The following is a 25,209-nucleotide window of genomic DNA, read 5'->3' on the forward strand; positions in this document are numbered from 1 at the left end:
TCAGAGAATGGAGTGAGCGCAATACCTATCTATCGTTCCCTCCCTTTGTTCGTCTTGACGTTGTTTGTTCTATTATCAGGCTGCAGTGGAGAACAATCAGCGGAGACGCACCCAGACGCACAAGTGTCCGTTCGTTATATGCATATGGGCGTTGCCGATGATAATGAGGATAACAATCAATATGTCATGCGGCAATTTCCATATGCCATTGCGCAGCGCTTTCCCGGCATTGCGCTGGAATCCGACATGCTGCCCGAGGACCCCTATACAAAAACATTGCTTGTCCAGTTATCATCCGGCGAAGGGCCCGATTTCTTCGAATGGTGGCCGAAACGCCAGCTTGAGGAGCTGGTCGCAGCCGGCTATTTGCAGGATTTGACCGGCATGGACATCCTGGATCGGTTCACATCGGATTCGCTTGAGGGCTTTACGGTCGATGGGAAAGTGTACGGCCTGCCGAAGGGACAGAGCATCATGGCGACATGGTACAACAAGGAGCTATTCGAGCAGCAAGGCATCACCTCCTTCCCTGCGGATTGGCCGTCCTTCCTCGCATTATGCGAGAAGCTTAAGCTCACAGGTATTACGCCAATTGTTATGCCGGACAAGGACCGCTGGTTTATCCAATTCGGTCTCTATCAGCTCGCAGCTTCCCTCGTCTACTCCGAGTATCCCGACTTCGACAAGGAGCTTCTGGAGGGAACCCGCACGTTCGCCGACTCCCCTTGGCGGGAAGCACTTACGAAATATAAGCTGCTGTACGACAAAGGTTACATCGCCGCCGGCTCCCTGGACGTCGGCGCAGCGCAGGCGACTGCACTGTTCACAGAAGGAAAGGCCGCGATGATGTTCAACGGCAACTGGGACCACGCGAGATTGACGGCCAGCGGCAAGGACGCGGACAAGCCAGGCGGGTACGACCAGAGCGCCGGCAATCGCGGCGCGGCGGCGTTCGAGATCGGTTTCATGCCGCTGCCGGGAAATGAGCCCGGTGAACCGCTGCTTCTGTCTGTCGGACCCGCGGGCGGTACCGTCATCAACGCCAATACACGGCATTTGCCCGAAGTACTGGATATTCTCGCCTATCAGTACGACCCGGCTTCTCCACTTTACGAGCTTTATAAACAGAACTACGCCGTATTCCCTATGTATAAGGGAGAAGACCTTGGCATCCCCGAGTTCCACGACTATACGAAGCTAATGACGGAACACGACTCAATTTACTTTAGCAACCAGGCTTGGCCTGTCGGCGTAGCGGATGTCTTATGCCGCGGCTTCCAGGACTGGATAGCCGGTCATGGAACGGTCGACGACATTCTTAACGCGATGGACAAGAAGCTGGATTCGCTGAGATAGGTTTTAACGCTCCGATGCTAGCCTCCTTTCGCCCTCTTCATCCAGTAGACCAGAACACCTTAAAATAGTGCACTCAAACACTCCTATAATGATGGCTGTAAGCATGTAAGGGCTTACGGCCATCTTTTTCGTTTTCACAAAAGAGAGGAGGGTTTGAGTTGGGCAATCGATTACGAAAAACAGCTGCACAGAAAACCGCCGCATTCCTGCTCTGCGCGACGCTGGCGGCGCAAGGAGGCGCTACCGTTGCAACCGGAATGGTCGCCGCATCTGGTACATCTGCCATACAATCGGAGCTCGTGAGCGTCGCGCCTGTACAGACGAATGAGGTGCTACACAATCCTGGCATGGGCTGGGTGCTCATCGACAATGCGATACCCGGCCACTTAGACGCCGGACGCACGGGTACTTACCCCGAGGTCGACAATGTTGCTGTTCTGACCCATTGGGGAGAACTGGAGCCAACAGAAGGCGCGTACGATTGGTCGCTGCTCGACGATTCAATCGAGTATTGGGCGAATTTGGGTAAGCGCATCCATTTCCGTATCTCTACGGACGCCATGATGATCTCGGGCTACGGATACGCGAAGAGCGTGCCGGAGTGGCTGTTCCAGCAATACGGAGTACCTTACCAGGAGCGGTTCGATCAAGGTTATACCTTCAAGCTGCCGGATTATACGAACCCGGTCTTCATGGAGAAGCTGGAGACGTTCCTCGAAGCGTTCGCGGACCGGTACAGAGATGACCCCAGACTCGACATCGTCGACCTGAGAGGGTACGGCACCTGGGGCGAGTGGCACAGCGGCCACGACTTCGACAGTTATGCGGAGCGAATCTCCACGCTTCGAGCCATTATCGACAAGTGGTACGCAGCATGGAACGGGGACAAAATACTCGCCCTTTCCAACTCCTACGAATGGCGAAGCGAAATGACGCCGACCGTGAACAATCCAGCTTCCTATGAGGAATATATGAGCTGGTCCGCGTTCGATCACGCTTTGACCAAACCAAACCTGACGTTCCGCAGAGACGGGGCCGCCGGCGCGCTGCGCGAGTATGACCGACAGCTGTTGGAATCATTTTTCCGCAGCAACCGCAGTCTCCCACTCATCGCGGAGTTCTTCGGCGGATACGGCTACTACGTCGGCAATGGCTCGGGCTACACGCCGGATTCGGCCCTCGAGGAGGCGCTTCAGCTCCATCCCAATTACATCACCATGATGGGACACGACGGCGACTTCGGCGCAGCTTCCTTCTACTCGGAGCGGCCCGATCTCATCGATGAGGGCAACAAACGAATGGGCTATCGGCTCGTCATTAACCAAGCGCAATTCCCTTCTGCCGTCCAATCCGGCAGCGCGTTTGAGCTTCGGCAGCTCTGGTCCAACCTTGGAGTTGGCCGCAGCTACAAGAATTACCCGCTTAAGCTGTACTTGACGGACAGCAGCGGCGATACGGTCTGGAGTGCGACGGACGAGAACTTCGACATGACGGGGTTCGTGGCGGGCGAAGTATACGAGACCTTCTCATCCTTCGAGCTGCCGACGACGATCGCTCCCGGCGAGTACGACGTCCGCGTCGCATTGGTTGACGATCAAGGCAATCCGGCGATACGCCTCGGCATCGAGGGACGCGACTCCGAGAACCGATATTTGCTCGGCAAGTTGAACGTGGAGAGCGGCAGCGTGACCATGCCGCAGGATGACTCCATCCGCGATGCATTCGAAGGGGGCTCCTTCGCTTCCTCCCAATATGTTGGCGGCTTTCAGGGACTCGGCGTCGTCACGAACCAACCGGATAAAGTTGTAGACGGTAGTTATTCGGCTTATGGCAGCGCCCCGTCGACGCAGGACTGGTCCGAATTTCTGTACAGCGACACGGCTAAGATCGCACTGGAGCCCGGTACGACATACACCGTCTCCTTCCGATACAAGGCAACTGCTACCCCTGGTCCGAACGGCTTCTATTATTTCCTTGCCCGCACCGGCAGCGGCAGCTTCGCGCATGACAAAGGTTTCACGACATGGCGAGACGACTCGGGACTGACCCGAACCAAGACGGTGACCTTTACGACAGACGAAACCTTCCAGGACTACTATCTGATTTGGGGGCTTCGCTCCGGCGGCGCGATCTCGATTGATGACATCGTCATTACGAAGGAGTTGGAGGCGGTCCATGATTCGTTCGAGTCCGGCGGTCTCTCAGCCTCCCGATACGAGCTCGGCACGGGCCAGACAGCCGGCAGCCTGAGCGGTGCCGCAGGTCTGCATGGCGATTGGTCAATCTCCTCCGTATCGGACGAACGAAACTTCCTGTACAGCCGCAAGAACGTTCTCAAGCTGAAGAAGGACTCTGTCTATCTCGTCACCTTCAGGTGGAAGGCGCTTGCTACGCCAAGCGGAGGAGGTTACTTCCGCTTCGGGGTAGAGTCGAAAAAATCGGGAGCTGCTCCAAGCTTCGTTCATCGCTGGTACGGGGCTTCCAGCCAGGAGGGAGAATCCCGAACCTATGTTGTCCGCACAGACAGCTTCAAGGATTATCGTCTTGTCTGGGGACTCAAAGGCGGAGACATCGCCATCGACGACATTAGCGTCATTAAACTTTAACCATACCAAACGTTATGAACATACCTAACTTACGGAGGCGATTCACAATGATCAACAAACGTACGCGTTCCTTTGCGGCTTTACTCGCTGCAAGCGCACTCATCCTGTCCAGCGCATGCTCATCCGGCAATAACAACGAGAACGGCGGCAACAGCACTTCGGCTCCTGTAGATAGCAACACACCAAGCGAATCCTCCACTCCGGCGGCAAACATTGATCCGCTAGGCAAATACGATCCGCCTATCGAAGTATCCGTCGTCGGCACAACGGGCTCGAATGTACTGTTCGCAGAAGGCGAGAGTATCGACGACAATATCATGACCAAAAAATATCTCGAAATACTAGGAATTCAGTTCAAAAACGAATGGGTATCGGATGCGTCACAGTCCTTGGAGAAACTGAATCTTGCTATTAACACCAATAACATTCCCGATATTTCCAAGGTCGACTTAAACCAGCTCAGCCGCATGATCAACCAGGATCAAGTTACGGATTTAACAGAAGCCTACGAAACTTATGCCTCCCCGCTGCTGCGCAAATCAATGGAATACGGCGGAGGCGCCGGCTTCGCCCCAGCCAAGAAGGACGGAAAAATTTATGGCATGCCGGTTCCGAACGACTATTACGAGAACGTGGCGATCATGTACATCCGCAAGGATTGGCTGGAGAAGCTGGGCTTGCAACCACCGAAGACGATCGACGAGCTATACGAGGTGGCAAAAGCATTCTCGGAACGCGATCCAGATGGCAATGGAAAGGCGGATACGTATGGCATCGCGCTCGACAATGCTCTCGGCATGGCCTTCGACGGCGTCTCCTCTGCCTACAAAGCTTATCGCGCAACCTGGGTCAAGGATGACAGCGGCCAGCTCGTCTACGGCAGCATCCAGCCGGAGATGAAGGAAGCGCTCGCCAAGCTGCAAGATCTCTACGCAGCCAAAGCCATCGATCAGGAGTTCGGCGCCAAGGATTGGGGCAAGACGGCGGACGATGTGGGAGCAGGCAAAGGCGGCATCTACTTCGGAGCGTTCTGGCAGCCGCTGTATCCGCTATCGACGACGATGTCCCATACGCCTGATTCCGACTGGAACGCCTACCCGATTCCGGTGTCGGCGGACGGCAGCCTCATGCCGAAGCGCCCGAACAACGTATTTAGCTGGATGGTCGCAAGCAAGGATATGGAGCATCCTGAAGCGCTCATCAAATCGATGAACCTCTGGGCGGAGATGTGGATCGAGGGTGGACAATACAACGATCTGTTCTACAAGGACATCCAAGGAAGTCCGCAATACGCAGGCAAGGAAATCCACCAGTACGCCAAACCTTATTTCTTCGACGATCCCGGCAAAAACATGGTCATTGGCGGGCAATTCAAAGAAGCCGCTGCCAAGGATGACGGCTCGCTTGTGACGCATCCCGACGGCGTATGGAAATGGAATGCCTACAAAAAAAATGAGCCTAACGGCTGGGCGTACTACAAATATTTGCTGGAGTCAGAAGGCGTGCTGGCGCAATATGGCGACAGCTTCGTACACGAATCGTACCTCGGCGCACCAACGGAGACGATGACTAAACGTCAAGCCAGCCTGAACAAGCTCGAATTGGAGACGTTCACCAAAATTATTATGGGCAAAGCGGATATATCCGAGTTCGACAAATTCGCAAGCGACTGGAAGGCGCTCGGCGGCGATGACATTACGAAGGAAGTCAACGCATGGGCCTCGGCACAGCAATAAGGATTTAGGCTAGCCAAATAGGGCGGGAGAAAGCGGACCAAAGCTTATTCCCCCGCCCTATTATCTTTAAGTAATCGCGGAGGGACAGCCATGAAAATAAACAAAAAGGATCTTACATTTTTCCACTTGCTGGTCGCCCCCGGCGTTCTCGTATTGCTGCTGTTCTCGTACCTCCCCATGTTCGGCATCGTCATCGCCTTTCAGAACTTTAATCCTTCGAAGGGCTTCATTTTTTCGGAATGGGTTGGCTTTGAGCATGTCCGTTTCCTCTTCGAGCTGCCAGATACGATGGGAACGATCCGCAATACAATCGAAATCTCACTTATGAAAATCGTAGCGGGGCTCGTCGTGCCTGTCGTGTTCGCGCTCTTCCTTAACGAAGCCAGAATCATGTGGTTCAAACGAACGGTACAAAGTCTCGTGTACCTCCCCCATTTTCTCTCGTGGGTCATTCTGGGAGGCATCCTGGTAGACGTTCTATCTATCAACGGCGGCGCGTTTAATCAGGCTTTGCAGTCTGTAGGCATCCCTCCGATCTTCTTCTTCGGGGATGAATTTTGGTTTCGTATCATGATTGTTGTGTCGGATGTCTGGAAAGAATTCGGCTTCTCTACAATCGTTTACCTAGCCGCGTTGACCGGAATTAATCCGGCCTTGTACGAAGCAGCCGCGATCGACGGGGCAACCCGCTGGAAGCGGACGCTGTATATTACGATTCCAGGCATTCTGCCTGTCATCGTGCTCATGTCCACACTTAGTCTTGGCAATGTATTGAACGCTGGCTTTGACCAAATTTTCAACTTATACAATCCGATGGTTATCAGCTCTACAGATATCATCGACACCTATATTTACAGGATGGGCTTGATTCAAGCGCAGTACGGCTTAGCAACGGCGATCGGACTCATCAAATCAGTGATCGGCTTTGTCCTGATCGTCATCTCCTACAGACTTGCCAGCCGCTATGCAAACTACCGTATTTTCTAATTATGGATCGGGGGTATTCTCATGAACGGACGGCTGAACAAACTCCAGCCCTTCGATATTTTCAATTACGTTGGTCTCGCCCTCATCTCGTTGCTGTGCCTCCTCCCTATTTGGCATATCGCCATGGTATCGCTTAGCGGAGAGGGACCGGCTTCCAAGTTCTCTGTCGGCCTGCTTCCCATCGAATTTACCATGGACTCTTATAAAACGATTCTCCAGATGGGCAAGTTCTGGGACGCCTTTGGTATGTCCTCGCTGCGCGTATTGGTCGGCGGCCTGCTGAACTTCCTCCTGACGATTATGCTCGCTTATCCGCTGTCAAAGGAAAGCTCCTACTTCCGCGGACGCAATATCTACATCTGGTTCCTTGTGTTCACGATGCTGTTCAGCGGCGGTCTCATTCCGATGTACATGATCATCAACGAGCTGAATCTGATCAATACGATCTGGGCGCTCGTGCTTCCGGGAGCTGTGCCGGTATTCAACGTCATCTTGATGGTCAATTTCATGCGGCAGCTGCCCAAAGAACTAGAGGAAGCCGCGCTGGTGGACGGGGCGTCTCAATATCGTATCATGACGAGTATCTTCATCCCGCTGTCTATGCCAGTCATCGCAACCGTTACGCTGTTCAGCGTGGTCGGGCATTGGAATTCCTGGTTTGACGGATTGATCTTCATGAACGACACTGCGAACTACCCCTTGCAGACCTATCTGCATGTTGTTCTCGCATCCCGTAATCTGATTAATGCGGACCAACAGACGGTCATGGCATCGCTGACGAATCGGAATTCGATCTCGGCCCAAATTATTTTGGCATCGCTGCCGATTCTCGTCGTCTACCCCTTCCTTCAGCGCTTCTTCATTCATGGAATCGTAATGGGATCGGTCAAAGAATAGACTATTTAGCAGAGCAGGATAGGAGAGAGATACATGAAATCCATATGCGTTATAGGAAGTTTAAACATCGACTTAGTAGCCGCCGTAGAGCGCTTCCCGCTCCCAGGTGAAACCCTGACATCCGTCGGTTATTCCACCTTCTTTGGCGGCAAGGGAGGCAATCAAGCTATCGCGTTAGGGCGTCTCGGGGCAAACGTTAGCATGGTGGGCAAGGTCGGCGGCGACATTCACGGCAGCGACTACATCCGCCACCTGCGCATGAACGGCGTAGATACGGCCGGCATTCGGGTCGAACAAGATGCCGCGACAGGTACGGCGATGATTCTGGTCGACCCCCAGGGAGAAAACCAGATCATTATTTCACCTGGAGCTAACGGGCTGCTAACACCCTCTGACATCGACGAATGTTGGGAGCAGTTGCTCGAAGCGGACATTTTCTTGTTCCAGCTGGAAGTGCCGATCGGTACAGTCGCTTACGCAATCAAACGGTTGAAAGGAGCTGGCAAGACGGTAATTCTGGACCCCGCTCCAGCTTCCCAATTGCCTGACGCCATCTTCAAATATATCGATTACATGACGCCGAACGAGACGGAAATCAAATATTATGCAGGCCGCCATCAGCAATACGTGCTGCAGTTGAAGGAAGCCGCGAACATCCTGCTTCGCAAAGGCGTGAATACTATCGTGGCGAAGGCCGGTGCCGACGGCGCATATCTCATCCGCGATGTCGATTTGCAGCATATCGCTGCGTATCCATCGGAGCCCGTTGATACAACAGGCGCGGGCGATTGCTTCAATGCCGGCTTCGCCTATGCGTTAGCCACAGAAAGCACGCCCGAGGAGGCTGTCGGCATAGGCAACGCCGTCGGCGCGCTCGCGATCCGGCAAGTCGGAGCCCAATCGGCCATGCCGTCCAAGAGCGAGCTTGATACCTTTCTAAGACAGCAAGCTCTGCTGCGGCTTCCCGCCGTCCCGGCCATGCTAGAAGGAAGTGACAACCGATGACGACAGAAGCGAAGCCAGCATTCTATATGCTTGCCGAGGGTCCTGTTCCCATCATCCTGGATACGGATATCGGACCGGACTGCGACGATGCCGGCGCCGTAGCCGTCTTGCACGCTCTGCAGTCTGAGGGGCGGCTTCGCACGGTAGGAATGATGCATAACACATCAAGCCCGTGGGGAGCCGGCTGTCTGGACGCGATCAATGTGTACTATGGCCGAGGCGACATCCCGGTTGGCACATTAGAAAATCCCGGTTTCCTAGTGGGAGAGCCATATGAGAAATACAATCGACTTATTGCAACGTCATGCCACAACCGTTATCCCGAAGGACGGTCTGTACCAGACGCCACATCCCTCTACCGCCAATTGCTTGCAGAAGCGGAGGACGGGAGCGTCGTCATCGTCGCGATCGGTCCGCTCATTAATCTGATGCATCTGTTGCTTGCTGACGTAGACCCAGAAGCTGACGCCGTCTCGCGGCTTACCGGCGTGGAGCTCGCCGCGCTCAAGGTTAAGCATCTCATCGTGATGGGCGGCCACTTCCCTGCGGGAAAGGAATGGAACTTCGAGATGCATCCGGGGTCCGCCGCTTACGTTTGCGCCAACTGGCCCACGTCTATCACCTTTACCGGCTACGAAATAGGCGCCGCCATTCCTACCGGAGCACGGCTGCTCGCAGAAGCGCCAGATGAGCATCCCGTGCGCCGCAGCTACGCCGCCCACCTCGGGGAGGAACCGACGCGACCGAGCTGGGATCTAACCGGCGTGCTGTATGCCGCCCGTGGAGCAGCTCCATATTGGGATATCGTGCGCGGACGTATCATCGTTGATCCGGAAAGCGGCGCCAACGGTTGGATGGATGATCCCTCCGGACCACACGCGTATTTGGTAGAGAAGCAGGCCCCGGCATCCATTGCCGAGCTGCTTGAGGAGCTGCTCGTTCGGGAGCCGTAGGCCAAGACGCCGCAAGATATGGATCATTCCGCGACGAAGGCAGATGCCAGCCAATTATCCAAGGTGAAACGGCTACGACGTAAGGCAAAATGATATACTCCCCTATACGCAAAAAGGGTTACCTCCTCCACTCCCGCCTGCTGACAGGTGGTGGATGAGGTAGCCCTTATTAAATCTAAGCAGTTTTCAAAACAGCCGATACAACAATGACCTGCAGAACTACAGTTATTTTGGAATACCATGCCCGTTTCAGGGAGATTACCTGCAAAACTGCACTTAAATGTCAATCAAACCGCTCGTTTTCCCAAAAACCATTAATTTAACAGTACGTTCTGCATGTAGCGACGGTCATAAGAGGCCTAGAGAAAATATAACTGTACTTTTGCATAGGCTATGTTAAACCTAAATGTTGATATCCGATATATACGAACTAATGTTCTATAATAGGGGTGATATCATTGTTTGGAGGTGGTGTGCCCATGGATATAAAGGAACTGAAGAAGCTTGCTGAAACGTTGGACGATAGCAGTACGCGGGAGTTCGTTTCATTCAGCACATGATCGCTCGCCTTTTGATTTAACTGATTGATGTTAGCATACTATTCTACCCTATATAAAGTCGATTATTCACCATACCCGCCCTATCTGTATGATCTTCTCATTCTGTTTTCCCTTTCCAAACGAACAATGAACAGCACTCCACACATGTGGAGTGCTTGCCGTTTCAAGCGACTTCGTTGGTCACGCCGGCAACTGCACGAGCAGCACCCTCTACCTTGCCTGCGGAGCTAGCGGCTACCTAGCCGTTTACGATTTCGCCGCCGTTAATGTGCAGCATTTGCCCCGTCATGTAGCTGGAGTCGTCGCATGCGAGATAGACGTATGCGGCGGCGAGCTCGAACGGCTGCCCGGGACGTCCCATCGGCGTGTCGGAGCCGAACTCCGATACGCTCTGCGGGTCGAACGACGCCGGAATGAGCGGCGTCCAGATCGGTCCCGGCGCAACGCCGTTTACGCGGATACCCTCCGCCGCAAGATTGGACGCGAGCGCGCGAGTAAACGAGACGATCGCTCCTTTTGTCGAGGAGTAGTCGATCAGCGTCGGATTGCCTTTGTATGCGGTAATCGATGCTGTATTAATGACTGCGCTCCCCGATTTCAGATGCGGCAGCGCCGCGATCGTCAGGTAGAACATGCTGAACACGTTCGTGCGGAATGTGGCATGAAGCTGCTCAGCCGTAATATCCTGCAGCTTCTTCCTCACATGCTGCTCGGCCGCATTATTGACCAGAATGTCCAGCTTGCCGAATTCGTCAATCGTTTGCTTCAAAACATCCTTCGCAAACGCTTCGTCTCCAATATCGCCCGCGATCAGCAGGCAACGCGCTCCGAGACCCGTTACGATTTCCTTCGTCTGCTCTGCATCACCGTGCTCGTCCTTATAGACGATGCAAACCGAAGCGCCCTCCTTCGCATAGGCAACGGATACCGCTCTGCCAATGCCGCTGTCCCCACCCGTAATAAGAGCCACCTTGCCCTCCAGCTTGCCGGCTGCCTTGTAATTCAGCGATTCGAACGCCGGCAATGGATTCATTTGCGATTCAATGCCCGGCTGCCGCGATTGGTTCTGCGGAGGAAGCACCTGTTTTTTGGTCGTAGAAGAAGTCATCTTCGCACCTCATTTCATTTTATTGGGTATTTCTTGGTCATCTTCCAATATGATAAAAAATCTCGTCCATCTCCGTCTTGAGGCGTTCCGTAATTTCATCCTGTTCCTCTTTGGACAGAGAGTCCTTCGTATAGCCAAATAAATAATTGTTCAAGTCGAACTGCTTGAGCCTGCATTTGGTATGGAACAGATTCTCCTGATAAATATTGACGTCGATCATATCGAACTGACGGCCTTCTTCCTCCGGAATATAGTTCTGGATGGAATTGATCTCGTGGTCGATAAACAGCTTTTTGCCAAAAATATCGCGAGTGAAGCCCCGCACCCTGTAGTCGATCATCATAATGTCCGTGTCGAAGGAGTGAATGAGATAGTTAAGCGCCTTGAGAGGCGAAATCTCACCGCAGGTAGATACGTCGATATCCGCACGGAACGTGCTGATGCCCTCGTCGGGATGGTATTCGGGGTACGTATGTACGGTAATGTGGCTCTTGTCCAGCGCCATGACTACCATGGACGGCAGCGGCCCCGGCGACTCCTCGAACGATTCCTCCGGCACTTCCACGATAGGTCCTTCCGAGACGAGAATGGTCACGCTTGCCCCCTGGGGCACGTAATCCTGCTTGGCCACATTAAGCACATGCGCTCCGATGATGTCGGCCACTTGGCGAAGAATCGACGTCAGGCGGTCCGAGTTGTATTGCTCGTCAATATAAGCAATGTACGATTCCCGTTCCTCGCGCGTCTTGGTGTAACAGATGTCATACATATTGAAGCTGAGCGATTTGGTCAAATTATTGAAGCCATGCAGTTGGATCCGCTGCTCATGCGTTAACGTCATGCCTATTCCTCCCTCCTTACACTGTCTACTATCTCCTGATCTTCGCTCCCTCATTCGACCATGCACCCTTCTTACCCTCGAATGCCCCTGCTTAAACGCCTGCGGGTTTCCTTATCGCAGATAGCGGCAGCGCGCGTCTCCCTCTATGCGCACAAAAAAACATATTTCTACTCTCCCTTCAATCCGTTGAAACGTATTATAATGGTATTGCGTATAACTAGACATCCAAGGCGAAACGGCTGCAACGCCCTTTGGCTAAGCGGCTCGTTTTATTCCGGGAAATATAAGGCACGGTATAGAGAAAAACTTATACTTTCTTATATTTCAAAAAAAATTAAAAAATAATGGAGGTTATCACATGTCCTTGTTCAAAAGATTGCGCGACCTGACTCTCTCCAACGTATACTCCCTGATTGAGAAAGCCGAGGATCCGATCAAGCTGACCGACCAATACATTCGCGATATGACGGAGGATCTGCAAGACGCCGAGAAAGCCGTTGCTTCCCAGATCGCTCTCGAGAAAAAGTTCAAAAAGCTGTACGAAGAGCAGGAGGCGCTGTTCCTCAAACGTTCCGAGCAGGCTCAAATCGCCGTGCAGGAAGGCAATGTCGACCTCGCTCGCCGCGTGCTGGAAGACAAACAATCCGTCGAGAAAAAGATGGTGGAATACAAAGAAGCTTTTGCGGACAACCAATTGCTTGCCAACAATCTTCGCGCCAAGCTGGATGAGATGCGCAAGCAACTGGAAGACATGAAGAACAAACGCGAGACGCTTGTTGCCCGTTACCAAGCGGCCAAGACGCAGACGCAGATCAACAAAACAATGTCGGGCTTCGGCTCCGGCACAGCTGCGGCAGGCATGAAACGCATGGAGGAGAAGATGCTCCAGGCGGAAGCAATGGCGGAGGCAACGAACGATCTGGCTGCATCCAAAGGCAAGTCGCTCGACGACGAGTTCGCCAACCTCGGCAAAAACAAAGCGGTCGAAGACGAGCTCGCGGCACTGCTCAAGCAATACGAAAAAAACTAAGAATCGACGGTTGACGATATGAGCATATTCAAACGACTGAAAGGCATCATGAAGCGTCCGGAACCGCCGGTCGCGGCTCGCAGCATTCTAGCGACCGGCCCCGGCGACATATGCGAGGTATCCCTCGTCACTTACCATGTAATCGGCCGCGTCCTGAGCAGCCGGCGCCGCACGACGATGCTGACGCTGCAGGATGGTGCGGAGCTGAGCTACTTGCTCGTGGAAGAACGCGAGACTAATGCCTATTCGTTTTTCTCTCCCATCGACGGCAGGCTTGACAGTATCACCGAAGTGCCTATGACGCTGGATTTGGACGGACGCACGTATCATATGGAGGAGCATTACGCCGAGTATGTCACAACGGTCGGCAAGACTCCCTTTATGCAAGGCGGCGAGCAATCCGTCTGGCGTTACCAGTCCGACGACCGCAAGCTGCTTCGCGTCGAATGGCTCGACGGACGTTTTATGATCTACGAAGGCGAATCGGTGCTCGCTGCCGACGTTGAAGTGCTAGAAGGCAAGCAGACGCCGTAGAATGTTTGATCCCACCTTATTTTCCAAGCTCTCTTTCCAACCAGGATGGAGAGCTTTTTGTTTGCAGATTTGCTGCTGATGATGCGATGACGATCGAGCCGAAGGTCGCTTCTAGCGCTATATGACAAATGGGCTATAATAGAAAGAGAATGTCGGAAGGGTTGCGGCTATTATGAAATGTATCGTTATCGGAGCGGGGATCGCGGGAGCTTCTGCGGCTTATCATCTGGCAAAGCTGGGAGCGGAGACGCTTATAATAGACAGGAAGGACAAGGGACAAGCGACGGATGCAGCCGCAGGCATCATCTGTCCTTGGGTATCCCAGCGGCGCAATGCCGTCTGGTACCGCTTGGTCAAAAACGGGGCGAGATTCTATCCCGGCCTTATCCGCGAGCTCGAAGAGCTTGGCGAAACCGAGACGGGTTATTCCCGAGTAGGGGCCCTTCATTTGCGCCAAGACGCGGAGAAGCTCTCCGCGCTGGAGTCGCTCGCCCGCAAGCGCAAGGATGACGCTCCCGAGATCGGCGAGATTGATCTGTGCGATGAGGAGATGACGCTGTCGCAGTTCCCTCCGCTTGCGGAAGGCAGCCGCTCTGTACGAATCAGTGGAGCGGCGCGCGTCGATGGCCGAGCTCTCAGAGATGCGCTGATTCGCGCAGCGGTCAAGCTTGGCGCGAATTACCAAGTGGGCAGCGCAGCGCTTGCCTTCGAAGGCAGCCGGGTTATTGGCGCGACTATTGCAGATGCAAGGCCAGTCCATAACGGCGGTGACGCTGCGCAAGATAGCTTGGGGCCTGCAATCGGCGAGGGAGTCGTCGATCCACCCGAGACCGCAAGATGGAAGCACGGAGATGGATCTCACTCCGAGCAGGATCGTTTTGTCGCTGCCGACGTAGTGATTGTATGTGCCGGCGCTTGGGCCGGACCATTGCTGCAGCCGCTGGGCATTACGATGCGAGTCAGCAGGCAGAAGGCGCAGATCGCCCATCTCCGCCTCCAAGATCGGTCCGACACAGGAAGCTGGCCGGTCGTTATGCCTCCCTCCGACCAATATATGCTCGCGTTCGACGGCGGCAAAATCGTAGTTGGCGCCACTCATGAAAACGATCCGGATGGCGATGATACAAGGGTGACCGCCGGGGGCTTGCAGGAAATTCTGAACAAAGCGCTGGTTGCCGCTCCCGGCCTTGCCAATGCCGAGCTTGTTGAGACGAGGGTCGGCTTCCGCCCGTTTACACCGGGGTTCCTCCCCGTCTTTGGGGCCGTCCCCGGCTGGGACGGATTGCTAACCGCGAACGGACTAGGCTCGTCGGGATTGACAGCCGGCCCTTATCTGGGCTGCCAGCTTGCCCTATTGGCTCTCGGACTCCAGCCGGAGCTGGATCCTGCCGATTACGACGTTCGTTCGGCAATCGAATAAAAACAACGCCTCGGTTGCTGCCGAGGCGTTGTTTATGTGACCATATCAAAATGTTTTAAATAATCAAACTGCTGATGGCGAACGCAAAGCCCAGATAAACGCAGAACAACATAATGCCCACGGCTACGTTGCCCTTTACCAACTGATCCGATACTTTGAAGCCGGGAGTAAACAGATCGAAGATGAGATAGGCTGCAAGCAGACACACATACCCGATTGCAAACCATAATATCATGAACCAGATCGATGAGTTCGTATACGCCGCAACCCCGAGTACGATCGCCGTCGAGATGAATTTCCCGCCGAGCGCGAGGCCGACGGCGACGTTTCCTTTGCGCAGCTCCTCCATGTCCTTAAACGGCGTAATCCAATTAAATACGACCATCCCGATTAACTGCAAACCGATAATTACGATAACACTAACGACAATATTAAAGACGACCGTCAATTGGCCCACCCCCGAAATTTTGCATACGCCAGATCATAATCCGCGAAATCATGTACTTCCTCCAAATAAACGTTGACCGTCTTCGCCTTGGCGAGCGCATCGTAACGCTTATCATCGATCGGCTGCTTCATCCGGTTGCCCGTAGGCAGCTCCACGACGGCAAAGTTACGCACTTCTCCGTTGAATTCCGTCTTGTAGACGCCGACAAGATCCACCTCTGTAGTCAGCAGCAGCTTCAAATTATCCATATCGGCTTTCGCCGAATTCTCATCCTTAAACGTTTTGATCGTCCGCCATGCGGACAACCGAATCTCGTTCCGCTTTTGGGCATCCGTTATGATCTCGGCGTCCATAAATTGCAGGCCCCAAATTTTATCGCCCGTTGCATAGTTATTGTCATTGGGCATAAGCGTATTGTCCGGCAAGATGGTCATGTCGCTGCCAATCAGATCGCCGACCGTCCCTTCCACGATCTTGTAGTCCCACGGCACTTGCGCCACGTCGCTGACCGTCGATGAATCCGTCGACGAGTCGGTATGAAAGACGGACTTGGTGTCCGTGGAACAGCCCGCGAGGACCAGCGCAAGCGCCAATACCGGAGCCGCCATGAGTATGCCAATCTTTGGTCTCCGCCTTTTCTTTATCACGTGTTGCTCTGTCATCTATCTCACTCCTATCGGGATATAATGGCTGGTATTCCCCGTGATGGGACCGCCTCCCCGTCCCAGCAGGCCGCAGGGCTGGCCGTTAATGACGAACATGCCGATGAGCAGATGCAGCTCGCCGCGCGATGTATGCACGGTCGCCAGCTTTGCCCGCTTCTGGTATACGGTCGGGAACAGCACGCTTGTATCGTAGCCGTCCTGATCCTCCAGCTCCAATCCCCCCGACTCGTCGAACAGGCGCACGGAGCCGCCCTCCCGCCCGAACATGGACTTGGATACGTAGCTTCCGTCGAAGACGGGTTTGTTGTAAGTAGGCAGGAGATAACTCCCGATCGCATTCCTTTCTTCTTCATCAAACAATTGCCCAAGCTCATACAATCCCCAAACGACGGCCATAAGACCTTTCGTCTGCAGCAGGATAGCCGGCGGCAGGTTGAACAGCTTCAGCTTCCCGCTCTCGATGGAATAAGCCAAAGCATCTCCGCCCTCGTCCACCGCCATCCATTCCTTGGGATACAGGGCGAACATCCGTTCAATGACGCGTCCTCCGGCATCCTTTAGTTCGCCTTCATCCACGTACAGCTCCAGGCAGTCTCTGCACGCCACGTCCAGCCCGCTATGCCGGACTAACGCTTCGATCGTGCCGGAGTCCTCCGCATGCTCCCCATAAGCGACACATGCCGCCGTATCCGGACGTTCCTCGCCCCATGCGGCAGCCACAAGCTCCTTCATCCCGGCGTTGACCGTATCCACTCCAGCTTCCCCGCACAGCCAAGGCGTCGCGATGGAGGCCTCCACGTATCCGGTCGGGGTGTCGGCATTTAGCTCCAGCAGCTTGATCGTGCCGTCTTGATCAATGGCGAAGTCGAACCTTGCATACCGGCTAATAAATCCGGGCTCGGGCAGCGGCGTGCCGTCGACCATCTCCCATAGGATGGAGGGGATGCCAATCAACTCGTAGATGCCATGATTGCCATGTATATGACGAACCGCCTTATCAAATACGCGCCATAACATGACGGAAGCTTGGCGGAGCTCCTCGTACACGTTCCGGTCGAGCGCGACGATCTGGTCGATCCAATATTGTTCATCCTCGATATCCGCCCAGCCGAAGCCAAGCTCTTTTAACGCATCGACTCGTGCAGCTCGATCGGGATGAGGCTCTGTCAAAATCTCGAACGCCGGCTTCGTCATCCGCCGAACCCGCTGCTCTTGCCGCTCGACGTGCTCTTGGAGCCCGAGGAGCTCAGACTGCTGGACTTGCCTCCGATGCCGCCAGGCGAAGAAGATGTCGAACGTCTTGTAATCGTGCCGCTCGTGCTGGAGGTTTTAGGCTTGACCGACGTGCCAGCGACTTGTTTGTTCTGGAACGTGTCGCTGGTATAGCTCTTCGGCGTATACCGGGACTTGCTCGTCGAATAATAAGCCGGACGATTCTTATAGTAGCCGGACGACGAGTAGCTGCCGCCGTTATTAAAGAGCAAATGATATAAGAGCAAATCGTCCCAGCCAAAGCCGGAACCGTAATGATGGATGACGGCCGGGGAGTTTCCTCCGCCGCCGCTCGAATCGACAGGCTCTTCTTCTTTCTCCTCCAGCGACGGCATAGGCAAACTCCAGTCTACGCTCGCGTCGAAGTAGGCCTTAACCTCATCGGACGACCAGGATACAAGTTTAGGCTGTTCGCCGCTTGTCGTCGTTGCTCCCGTAGCGGATACGCCCGTAACTCCGAACACGGAGCTTGCGAGCAGCGCAATGCCGAGCGATGTGGACAATACCTTGACCGGCTTGCCTTCGGATGTAAATAACCGCGGCGAAGCCAGGCTGCCAGATTGTTGCTTCTCTTCGTGAGTCAATTCTCTCTCCTCCTCCTGCAAATGCTGCTATTGCTTCTTTCGCTTCCGTACAGCTTAGGACTGCATCGGGACAAGCAGCAGCTCCAGGCTGCCCAGGTCCACGTTCAAACGCCCTTCGATCGTCTCGTATTCGCGATCGCCGACGACGATATAATTGACATGCTCCAGCGCGGTAATCATATTCTTCGACCAGACTCTCTCCTCAATCTTGCGAAGCTCGCCTGTTGCCATTTTCTCCATTAATACCACATTCAGACCTTGTTCCACGATAGTGGCCTCCTTCGATTGTAGCTATTGCGAATTTGATTATACCTTATTACGAGTTGCCGCGGCAGATGTTTCACGCCAAAGGAAGGAAATGTGCGATTCAAGGTGAAACGGCTTCGGATGCATGAGGTGAGTTTTATCGCTATGTGGTCAAAACAAGGTGCCCAAGCAATCATCGTTAAATGATTGCTTGGGCACCTTGTTTGGCCATCGTGAACTTGTTTGCACGTACGAAAGTGCTATTCATTCCATATGATGTTCTGAATCGTGTCGTATATATCAGGATATACGGTCTCGCTTGCATTTACGTAATTGAGCACGATCTCCGCCCCGCCTGTATGTCTATATACTCTAATCGTTCTGCCGGAACCGATATCCGTACTCTCTCCGATGATCTCTAATAATTCTGCAAACGTCATCTCCGGCGTTACTTTCTTTAATTGCTCCGTCGTCACCGATTGCGCCTCCTGAGGCATTACTTCGACGACGATGCTCTCCATTAATCGGCCTCCAACGAACGGAAGAAGACGCCACACTCCCGGTTCGGGCAGCGCCATGCTGCTGGGTATACTGGCATCGGCATCATTAATAGCCCCGCCAAACCTTAGCCCCTCAATGACGGAAATCATTTGCTGCGTTCCCTGTTTAACCGCCTTCACTTCGAAGCTGCCTTCCAGCTCCGATGGCGCGCCCCATGCATGCCACATATATTTGTTAGGTTTCCTTGCGACAAATCCTGGATCGATAAAGCCGATCTTCCCCTCGATCCCCCTCATCTCGTAGCTCCCCGACGTAAATGTCGGACTTGGCGTCCAATCCGGTTCGCCGACTTCAAGCACGACGCTCGCGTAGTTGCTGCCGTCCAGCTTCACCTCGTATAGCCAAAGGCCGCCTATCGGAAGTGCGCAACGTACGACGTAACGCTCCATGTTCATCTCTGCTGAACTCGGCTCGCCCACAATAAACGGAGCAAGCGCCGTTACCCGTTCATTGGACCCCAAATGGATGGCTTCGATGGCAAGCTCTTTGCCTACGATTTCTTTTTGGACCAGCTTGGCGAAATGAAAGAGATACCCATACTCGCGGCCTGCCTTTAATTCCGGGTCGGGAAATACCTGGAGAAGCAGCTCGCCTCCCTCGTAATACGAGTTTCTAGACTCCAAATGCTGGGGATTATCAGTCCGGCCTATCATGTTCGGGGCGTAAAACAAGCCAAATACGATCAGGATCGACGTTGCGCAAACGAACGCGACTGACTTGAACTTCATACCCTTGCCCCCTCGCTTCCCGATTCGCGAACGTACGGCTCGCTTAATCGTTTCGTCGAATTGCCTGTCCGGGAACGGGTTTTCTTTTAGCGCGTTCTGCCAATTCGATTCGTTCGCCTTCATCCTATTTCCCCCTCGTCTCGAGAAACATCCAGCAGCTTGGACATGCTTTGCTTGGCTCGGGACAGTCTCGATTTGACCGTACCTTCCGCTACGCCCAGTACAGCGGCAATCTCAGCCATGGACAACTCGTAGTGATACGCCATAACCAATACTTCGCGGTGCTTGCGTTTAAGCTTTAACACCTTTGCCCAGACAGCACCTGCCTCCATTCGATCCATGACAACCTGTTCCGCCGAAGAGGTTGCGCCGGGGAGACTTCGGCTCAACGAATAATTGTCCATCGCCCTGACTTTTCGGAAAAAGGCGCTTCGAAGGTAATGCAGCGACTTGTTGCGCGCGATGCCGAACAACCAGCTTTTTACACTGGACTCACTTCTGTAAGCGTACATCCCGTCATAGGCCGCGATAAAGGTTTCTTGAGCAATGTCGTCGGCTGCATCCCTCCGGCGGGTCATGAAATATGCGAAGCGCCAGACCTCTTCTCCGTAAGTCCCCATTAACTCTTCCAACACTTCGGTCCGATCATAGCCCGGCGCAAGATAACGCAAATAATGTTCGCTCAGATCGCTCACCTAGGATCACCTCTGCCTATATGTTCCCTCTCGCATACGGAAAGTTCCTTTTTTTCATCATGGGATGTTTGGAATGAGTACCGTTCGTTTAACAATGATAAAAAGACATTCGCAGGGGGTGCGCGCGTTATGACGCAGCGACAACATATATGGTTTAGAAGACTCGCCGGCGCGATATTGGTGATGCTCCTGCTCTATTTGATCCATCTGAACCGGGGGTTGTTCGCGCCGATCGGCTCTATCTTTAACGCATTGTTTTTCCCGTTCGCCGCTTCGGTCATCATGTATTACATGCTCCGCCCCATCGTAGGTATGCTAGAAAGGCGAAAAGTACCGCGAGGTTTCGCGGTACTTCTCGTCTATCTGGCATCGGGCTTGCTGCTGACCATTATCGTGCTGACGGCGGGACCGTTCCTGCAATCCCAGTTCCTCACCTTCGTGGAGCAGGTTCCCGAGATGGTAAAGTTCGTATCGAACGGCATGGAGTCGTTAAAAGAAAGCCAAGAAACGCTATCGCCGGAAATTCGCGATGCGCTGCCGAATGTCTCGCAGGATCTCGGCGCCGAATGGAACCGGTACGCGTCTTCCATCGCGAACAGTCTGGTCCGGGCCTTCGGCTGGATGAGCAACGCGCTCGTCATGTTGAGTCTCGTGCCGTTCATCCTGTTCTACGCCTTAAAGGATGGCGATCAATTTTCGGCGAGGCTGCTGGAGCTCGCTCCGACAAACAGACGCGCGCGCGTTGCCGCGATGCTGCAGGAATTGGATGAGACCATCGCTTCTTTCATTCGGGGCAAAGCGGTCGTTTGTCTCATCGTCGGCATCTTGCTGCTTGCAGGTTATGCCATCATCGGACTGGAATACGCGCTTGTGCTTGCCGTCATTGGCATGCTGGCGAATCTCATTCCGTTCTTCGGTCCGTTTATCGGAGCTGCCCCTGCCGTGCTCGTCGCCTTGTTCCAGGATCCCGTCAAAGCGCTGTACGTCGTATTGATTACGGTCCTGGTTCAACAGATCGAAAACAATCTCATCTCGCCGCAAGTGATGGGACGCACGCTGGACATTCATCCCGTTACCGTCATCGCGCTTATTTTGGCGGCGGGCAGCGTGACCGGCCTGGTCGGCATCTTGTTCGTCGTGCCGGTGTATGCCGCGGCCAAGGTTATCTTCCGACACATTCGCGCCATGGTGGCGGAAGGGGATAACGTAACTTCCATGGGACCGAGCGACGTTGGCCCGCAATAATACTCCTGCGCCCCGCGAATCCCGGTATGCTCTAGCGGATTCGCCGCGCGATGGCCAGCAGATAAAGGAGGAACGCGGCGCAGACGAAGCCGATAAAGCCGAAGCCGCCGAACAGATCCATACCGGAAGCAAAGTAGCCGAAGCCGATCCCCGTTGCGACCAGCGCGGCGTTTAGGCCGAGCGACTGGAACGAATCGATCGTCGCCCGCATGCCGGAATCGATTCGGTGATGCAGATACCCCGCAGCCAGCGGCTCAATGACGCCCGCCGCGACACAAACGGCAAACAAGGCGATCAAGCCGGTCCAATCCCGCGCTAGCGCCAGGTATGCAAAGCCTGCCCCAAGCACAGCAGTAATAAGAATAAGCAGCGTTCCCAGCTTCATGACTTCCTTTAGCTTATAGGCGATCAGATTGCCTGGCAGCCGCGCGAAGAACAAGGCCGCCGAGAACACGCCAAAGGCCGCTACGGGAATGCCATGCCTCTCCAAATAAAGCTGCCAGAACTCGTCGACAAAATTGATCGCCGCGCCCGTCATGATGCCGGTCAGAATGACGGGGTAGATGCCGGGATGCCGCCGGAAAAACGCAAGCGATTCCTTTACGTAGACGGCAATCGGAAACGATGCGGCTTCTCCTTCGCCATCGCCTCTGGACGGCTCGCGAAGCGTCAGCGTAAAGCCCAGCGCGATCAGCATACTGGCGAAGGACAGCCAATAATTGAAGGAGAACCCGAATTTCCCTGCCAGCAGACTGCCGGACAATGCGGCAATCGTAATGGATACGATGTCCAGCGCGTTCATTCGCCCGACAATTCGCTCGAAAGACGATTGCATGCCGTCCTCCTTCAACGAATCGTACAGCATCGCGTTATCCGCTCCGCTGCTTGCGGACGCGGCAACCGCCGTCAGGAGGACAACAAGGGCGAAATGCCAGAACTCCGTAGAAAACAAGAGCAGCAAAAACTCCAGGCAGCCGATGACGGCAGCTACGAGCAGCATGCGCTTCCTGCCCCATTTGTCCGCAATGATGCCCGTTGGAATTTCCAGCACGACAATCGTCAGAGCGAACAGAATTTCCGTCATGACGACCATGGGAATCGTCATGCCGCGCATTTCCCAGAACAGACGCTCGATCACGTATGCCGGAATCAGGCTTTGGAAAAAACGGATCATATAAAGTTTGGTAACGTTGGACATGGTTGTGCTCTAAATCCCCTCTCTATTAAACATGGCGACGGGTTGTCATCATGCTGGAGGCGGGGCACGAGCACATGCCCTGGATTAGCAAGGAGGACGAATGGTAACCATCGGACGCAGCTCCTTTCCGGAATTAATAAATGTGATGCCGGTTATCACAAAAGTTTACATCAAAAGGCTTAACCACTGTTCCTCCGTAATGGGGCCAAAATAATAAGGAAGATCCAGCGTCTCGGTCAATTGTCGGAGCGCCGCAGCGTCATACTTCGTTCCCGCAAGCTTGGCCGCAACCTCCGCGCTGTCGCCTCTACCGAAATAATCGCCGTAGATCGCGGCTTCCGAAATGCTGCCGTCTTCGACCTGGAGACGGACGTCGAATGTGCCTACGCCTTCGATCCGCTTGCGCTGCTGAACGTTAAACGCAGGGGAACGTCCATAGTTCCATTCCCAGCTCCGATACCGCTCATCCGCCAGCTTATGCACCTTCTCCCAATCGGCTTCCGTCAATTCATACGCGGCAGGTTCTCCGCCCCGATCCTCGAAGATGGACTGCAGCAGCGTCTCGCGGAATTGCTCCACCGTCATGGGTTCCGGAAGGAATTCCGAGATGTTGGCAACCCGGCTGCGAATGGATTTCGTTGCCTTGGACACGTATTTCTCCGCGTTGACCTTGAGCGCGGATACGACGTTCTCGATCTCCGAGTCGAAGAGAAGCGTGCCGTGGCTGAACATTTTGCCTCTCGTGTGGAACTGCGCGTTCCCGGAAATTTTGCGCTCGCCCACCTGCAAGTCGTTGCGCCCCGTCAGCTCCGCTTCCACGCCCAGCTTGCGAAGCGCCTTCACGACGGGCTCCGTGAACTTCCTGAAGTTATGGAACGAACCCCCGTCATCCTGCATGATAAAGCTGAAATTCAGGTTGCCGAGATCGTGATAGACCGCTCCGCCGCCCGACAGCCTGCGCACGACGTGCAGCTTGCTTGCCTCGACGTATTCGGCGTTGATCTCCTCCACGGTGTTCTGATTTTTGCCGATGATGATGGATGGTTCGTTTATGTAAAACAACAAATAGTCGTGCTCGCTCGGCAAGGAACGGAGAATATACTCCTCCAGCGCGAGGTTGATCGCGGGATCTGTGATCCCCTTGTTGCTGACGAAACGCATGGGATGTCCTCCTTGGATGTTCTAGGGTGTGCCTAGAGTCTCTTCACGGAGATTATACCTCTCGCGAGGCTGACGTTCAATGTCGTCCTGCGTCTTGTTGCCCTGCGGCTTGTCCCCGCAGTAGATCGTTCGCTATACTATTTACAAAGCAACGTTGCGGCATAAAACGCAAAAAAAGGAGCTGAAAACTATGGCATATCGCAGGTTGGGAGAAAGCGGACTGAAGGTATCCGCGCTTGGACTAGGTACCAACGCCTTCGGCAAGAGGGCCGACGAGCGGACGTCCATCGATATTATTCACGCGGCGCTGGACGCCGGCATTTCTTTTATCGATACGGCCAATATTTACGCAGGGACGGAGTCGGAACGCATCATCGGGGAGGCGCTCAAGGGTCGCAGGCATGAAGCGGTTCTGACGACCAAGGCGGGGTTGCCGCGCGGATCGGGCGTATATGAACGCGGATCTTCCCGCAGACACCTAATGGGCGAACTGGAGGGCAGCCTACGCAGGCTGGGAACGGACTATGTGGACTTGTACCAAATTCATACGTTCGATCCCGAGACGCCGCTGGAGGAGACGCTGCGGACGCTCGACGACATGGTGCGTTCCGGCAAGGTGCGTTATATCGGAGCTTCCAACTACCACGCGTGGGAGCTGATGAAGGCGGTCGGCATCAGCGACCGTCTGGGACTTGCCCGCTACATCTCCATGCAGACCAGCTATTCGCTGGCCGACCGAACGCCTGAGCGCGAGCTCATCCCGATGTGCCAGGACCAGGGACTTGGCATCATCCCGTACTTTCCGCTAGCCGGCGGCATCCTGACGGGCAAATACGGCACGCCCCAGGAGGCGCCGGCCGGATCGCGCGCCGACACCGATCCCGGCTTCCGCCGTTTCCTCGGCGAAGCAACGGTGACGCTGGCGCGGCAGGTAGCGGCGCTCGCGGAGGAGCTTGGCACGACGCCAGCCGCGTTGTCGCTGGCCTGGCTGCTGCGCCGCCCCGCCGTCTCGACGGTCATCGTCGGCGCTACGCGGGTCGAGCAGCTGCGGAGCAACCTGGCGAGCCTCGAGCTGCAGCCGGACGACGCGATCTTGGCGCGGCTGGACGAGATCAGCGCCCCGTTTCGGTCGGGCGAGCCGTTCGCGTTGTATCGGTTGACGTAGGGGTTGCGGATCGGTCGGCAAGGAGTCGCAGAAAAAAATCCATCGGCGTTCAGAAACGCCGATGGAGTCAAAATGTAGGCGAACGAGCTGCTGTAGGCGTTAATAACGCCGATGGAGCCAAAATGTTGGCGAATGAGCTGCTGTAGGCGTTAATAACGCCGATGGAGCCAAAATGTACAGAAATTTTGCAAAGAGCTAGCCTACCTAG

At 54.5% G+C, this 25,209-nt stretch carries 23 protein-coding genes; 12 read left to right on the plus strand and 11 right to left on the minus strand.

The window, feature by feature from the left end; translation table 11 throughout:
• Nucleotides 1–12: 12 nt before the first annotated feature.
• The 7 genes from B1748_RS33360 (at nt 13) to B1748_RS33390 (ending at nt 9,540) form a co-directional block, all read left to right on the plus strand.
• The gene (locus B1748_RS33360) at nt 13–1,356 is read left to right on the plus strand and encodes an ABC transporter substrate-binding protein (RefSeq protein WP_143810443.1); all 1,344 of its coding nucleotides are present in this window, start codon (nt 13–15) and stop codon (nt 1,354–1,356) included.
• Nucleotides 1,357–1,514: 158 nt separating this feature from the next.
• Nucleotides 1,515–3,962, plus strand: coding sequence for a DUF4832 domain-containing protein (locus tag B1748_RS33365; RefSeq protein ID WP_087572293.1), 2,448 nt, complete (start codon nt 1,515–1,517; stop codon nt 3,960–3,962).
• A gap of 47 nt (nt 3,963–4,009) precedes the next feature.
• Complete coding sequence (locus B1748_RS33370; protein ID WP_179215960.1) at nt 4,010–5,698, plus strand: extracellular solute-binding protein; 1,689 nt, start codon at nt 4,010–4,012, stop codon at nt 5,696–5,698.
• Nucleotides 5,699–5,788: 90 nt separating this feature from the next.
• On the plus strand, nt 5,789–6,685 hold the full coding sequence (locus tag B1748_RS33375) for an ABC transporter permease (protein WP_087572295.1): 897 nt from the start codon (nt 5,789–5,791) through the stop codon (nt 6,683–6,685).
• 21 nt (nt 6,686–6,706) lie between these two features.
• Entirely contained in the window at nt 6,707–7,582 is an 876-nt protein-coding gene (locus B1748_RS33380) for a carbohydrate ABC transporter permease (protein ID WP_087572296.1), read from the plus strand.
• Nucleotides 7,583–7,615: 33 nt separating this feature from the next.
• The gene (gene rbsK / locus B1748_RS33385) at nt 7,616–8,587 is read left to right on the plus strand and encodes a ribokinase (RefSeq protein ID WP_087572297.1); all 972 of its coding nucleotides are present in this window, start codon (nt 7,616–7,618) and stop codon (nt 8,585–8,587) included.
• Nucleotides 8,584–9,540, plus strand: a complete 957-nt coding sequence (locus B1748_RS33390) for a nucleoside hydrolase (RefSeq protein WP_087572298.1) — start codon at nt 8,584–8,586, stop codon at nt 9,538–9,540. Before rbsK ends, B1748_RS33390 begins: the two co-directional genes overlap by 4 nt.
• Before the next feature lie 798 nt (nt 9,541–10,338).
• On the opposite strand, the gene B1748_RS33395 is transcribed toward B1748_RS33390, so the two are convergent.
• Together B1748_RS33395 and speD are read right to left on the minus strand one after the other, a co-directional pair.
• Nucleotides 10,339–11,208 carry an SDR family oxidoreductase gene (locus tag B1748_RS33395; protein WP_087572299.1) on the minus strand — a complete coding sequence of 290 codons (870 nt, stop codon included), beginning with the start codon at nt 11,206–11,208 and terminating at the stop codon, nt 10,339–10,341.
• 37 nt (nt 11,209–11,245) lie between these two features.
• Nucleotides 11,246–12,049 carry an adenosylmethionine decarboxylase gene (speD, locus tag B1748_RS33400; protein WP_087572300.1) on the minus strand — a complete coding sequence of 268 codons (804 nt, stop codon included), beginning with the start codon at nt 12,047–12,049 and terminating at the stop codon, nt 11,246–11,248.
• A 358-nt stretch (nt 12,050–12,407) separates the two neighbouring features.
• Here speD and B1748_RS33405 point away from each other — a divergent pair, with 358 nt between their 5' ends.
• The 3 genes from B1748_RS33405 to B1748_RS33415 all read left to right on the plus strand — a co-directional run bounded on the left by B1748_RS33405 (nt 12,408) and on the right by B1748_RS33415 (nt 15,033).
• On the plus strand, nt 12,408–13,079 hold the full coding sequence (locus tag B1748_RS33405) for a PspA/IM30 family protein (protein WP_087572301.1): 672 nt from the start codon (nt 12,408–12,410) through the stop codon (nt 13,077–13,079).
• Between the two features lie 18 nt (nt 13,080–13,097).
• Nucleotides 13,098–13,613, plus strand: coding sequence for a DUF4178 domain-containing protein (locus tag B1748_RS33410; protein ID WP_087572302.1), 516 nt, complete (start codon nt 13,098–13,100; stop codon nt 13,611–13,613).
• 169 nt (nt 13,614–13,782) lie between these two features.
• A complete protein-coding gene (locus B1748_RS33415; protein ID WP_256976102.1) occupies nt 13,783–15,033 on the plus strand; it encodes an NAD(P)/FAD-dependent oxidoreductase in 1,251 nt (416 codons plus the stop codon).
• A gap of 55 nt (nt 15,034–15,088) precedes the next feature.
• On the opposite strand, the gene B1748_RS33420 is transcribed toward B1748_RS33415, so the two are convergent.
• The 7 genes from B1748_RS33420 to B1748_RS33450 form a co-directional block, all read right to left on the minus strand.
• Nucleotides 15,089–15,481, minus strand: coding sequence for a DUF350 domain-containing protein (locus B1748_RS33420; protein ID WP_087572304.1), 393 nt, complete (start codon nt 15,479–15,481; stop codon nt 15,089–15,091).
• Nucleotides 15,478–16,143 (minus strand): hypothetical protein, encoded by a 666-nt coding sequence (locus B1748_RS33425; protein ID WP_087572305.1) that lies wholly within the window; start codon nt 16,141–16,143, stop codon nt 15,478–15,480. Before B1748_RS33425 ends, B1748_RS33420 begins: the two co-directional genes overlap by 4 nt.
• Nucleotides 16,144–17,340: a glutathionylspermidine synthase family protein gene (locus tag B1748_RS33430; protein WP_087572306.1), complete on the minus strand. Its 1,197-nt coding sequence runs from the start codon at nt 17,338–17,340 to the stop codon at nt 16,144–16,146.
• On the minus strand, nt 17,337–18,002 hold the full coding sequence (locus B1748_RS33435; RefSeq protein WP_087572307.1) for a hypothetical protein: 666 nt from the start codon (nt 18,000–18,002) through the stop codon (nt 17,337–17,339). Before B1748_RS33435 ends, B1748_RS33430 begins: the two co-directional genes overlap by 4 nt.
• 54 nt (nt 18,003–18,056) lie before the next feature.
• Nucleotides 18,057–18,269 (minus strand): hypothetical protein, encoded by a 213-nt coding sequence (locus B1748_RS33440; RefSeq protein ID WP_087572308.1) that lies wholly within the window; start codon nt 18,267–18,269, stop codon nt 18,057–18,059.
• Nucleotides 18,270–18,508: 239 nt separating this feature from the next.
• On the minus strand, nt 18,509–19,660 hold the full coding sequence (locus B1748_RS33445; RefSeq protein ID WP_087572309.1) for a DUF4871 domain-containing protein: 1,152 nt from the start codon (nt 19,658–19,660) through the stop codon (nt 18,509–18,511).
• Nucleotides 19,657–20,232, minus strand: a complete 576-nt coding sequence (locus tag B1748_RS33450; protein WP_256976101.1) for an RNA polymerase sigma factor — start codon at nt 20,230–20,232, stop codon at nt 19,657–19,659. The genes B1748_RS33445 and B1748_RS33450 overlap by 4 nt, the downstream gene beginning before the upstream one ends.
• Nucleotides 20,233–20,361: 129 nt before the next feature.
• Between B1748_RS33450 and B1748_RS33455 the strand changes: the two genes are divergently transcribed.
• Nucleotides 20,362–21,477 (plus strand): AI-2E family transporter, encoded by a 1,116-nt coding sequence (locus tag B1748_RS33455; protein ID WP_179215961.1) that lies wholly within the window; start codon nt 20,362–20,364, stop codon nt 21,475–21,477.
• Between the two features lie 31 nt (nt 21,478–21,508).
• On the opposite strand, the gene B1748_RS33460 is transcribed toward B1748_RS33455, so the two are convergent.
• Together B1748_RS33460 and lplA are read right to left on the minus strand one after the other, a co-directional pair.
• Complete coding sequence (locus B1748_RS33460; protein WP_087572311.1) at nt 21,509–22,675, minus strand: MFS transporter; 1,167 nt, start codon at nt 22,673–22,675, stop codon at nt 21,509–21,511.
• Nucleotides 22,676–22,840: 165 nt separating this feature from the next.
• The gene (lplA, locus tag B1748_RS33465) at nt 22,841–23,836 is read right to left on the minus strand and encodes a lipoate--protein ligase (protein WP_087572312.1); all 996 of its coding nucleotides are present in this window, start codon (nt 23,834–23,836) and stop codon (nt 22,841–22,843) included.
• A gap of 190 nt (nt 23,837–24,026) precedes the next feature.
• Here lplA and B1748_RS33470 point away from each other — a divergent pair, with 190 nt between their 5' ends.
• Nucleotides 24,027–25,001, plus strand: a complete 975-nt coding sequence (locus B1748_RS33470; protein ID WP_087572313.1) for an aldo/keto reductase — start codon at nt 24,027–24,029, stop codon at nt 24,999–25,001.
• Nucleotides 25,002–25,209: the final 208 nt, after the last annotated feature.

Source organism: Paenibacillus sp. MY03 (genome assembly GCF_002165585.1).
Classification (GTDB): Bacteria; Bacillota; Bacilli; order Paenibacillales; family Paenibacillaceae; genus Pristimantibacillus; species Pristimantibacillus agaridevorans.

What these genes read in the sequence shown, in the direction of transcription:
- B1748_RS33405 (WP_087572301.1), top strand. Translation starts at nt 12,408, where the DNA reads ATGTCCTTGTTCAAAAGATTGCGCGACCTGACTCTCTCCAACGTATAC.
- lplA (WP_087572312.1), bottom strand. Translation starts at nt 23,836, where the DNA reads ATGCGTTTCGTCAGCAACAAGGGGATCACAGATCCCGCGATCAACCTC.
- B1748_RS33410 (WP_087572302.1), top strand. Translation starts at nt 13,098, where the DNA reads ATGAGCATATTCAAACGACTGAAAGGCATCATGAAGCGTCCGGAACCG.
- B1748_RS33390 (WP_087572298.1), top strand. Translation starts at nt 8,584, where the DNA reads ATGACGACAGAAGCGAAGCCAGCATTCTATATGCTTGCCGAGGGTCCT.
- B1748_RS33455 (WP_179215961.1), top strand. Translation starts at nt 20,362, where the DNA reads ATGACGCAGCGACAACATATATGGTTTAGAAGACTCGCCGGCGCGATA.
- B1748_RS33395 (WP_087572299.1), bottom strand. Translation starts at nt 11,208, where the DNA reads ATGACTTCTTCTACGACCAAAAAACAGGTGCTTCCTCCGCAGAACCAA.
- B1748_RS33375 (WP_087572295.1), top strand. Translation starts at nt 5,789, where the DNA reads ATGAAAATAAACAAAAAGGATCTTACATTTTTCCACTTGCTGGTCGCC.
- B1748_RS33470 (WP_087572313.1), top strand. Translation starts at nt 24,027, where the DNA reads ATGGCATATCGCAGGTTGGGAGAAAGCGGACTGAAGGTATCCGCGCTT.
- B1748_RS33445 (WP_087572309.1), bottom strand. Translation starts at nt 19,660, where the DNA reads ATGAAGGCGAACGAATCGAATTGGCAGAACGCGCTAAAAGAAAACCCG.
- B1748_RS33425 (WP_087572305.1), bottom strand. Translation starts at nt 16,143, where the DNA reads ATGACAGAGCAACACGTGATAAAGAAAAGGCGGAGACCAAAGATTGGC.
- rbsK (WP_087572297.1), top strand. Translation starts at nt 7,616, where the DNA reads ATGAAATCCATATGCGTTATAGGAAGTTTAAACATCGACTTAGTAGCC.
- B1748_RS33370 (WP_179215960.1), top strand. Translation starts at nt 4,010, where the DNA reads ATGATCAACAAACGTACGCGTTCCTTTGCGGCTTTACTCGCTGCAAGC.
- speD (WP_087572300.1), bottom strand. Translation starts at nt 12,049, where the DNA reads ATGACGTTAACGCATGAGCAGCGGATCCAACTGCATGGCTTCAATAAT.
- B1748_RS33460 (WP_087572311.1), bottom strand. Translation starts at nt 22,675, where the DNA reads ATGTCCAACGTTACCAAACTTTATATGATCCGTTTTTTCCAAAGCCTG.
- B1748_RS33380 (WP_087572296.1), top strand. Translation starts at nt 6,707, where the DNA reads ATGAACGGACGGCTGAACAAACTCCAGCCCTTCGATATTTTCAATTAC.
- B1748_RS33430 (WP_087572306.1), bottom strand. Translation starts at nt 17,340, where the DNA reads ATGACGAAGCCGGCGTTCGAGATTTTGACAGAGCCTCATCCCGATCGA.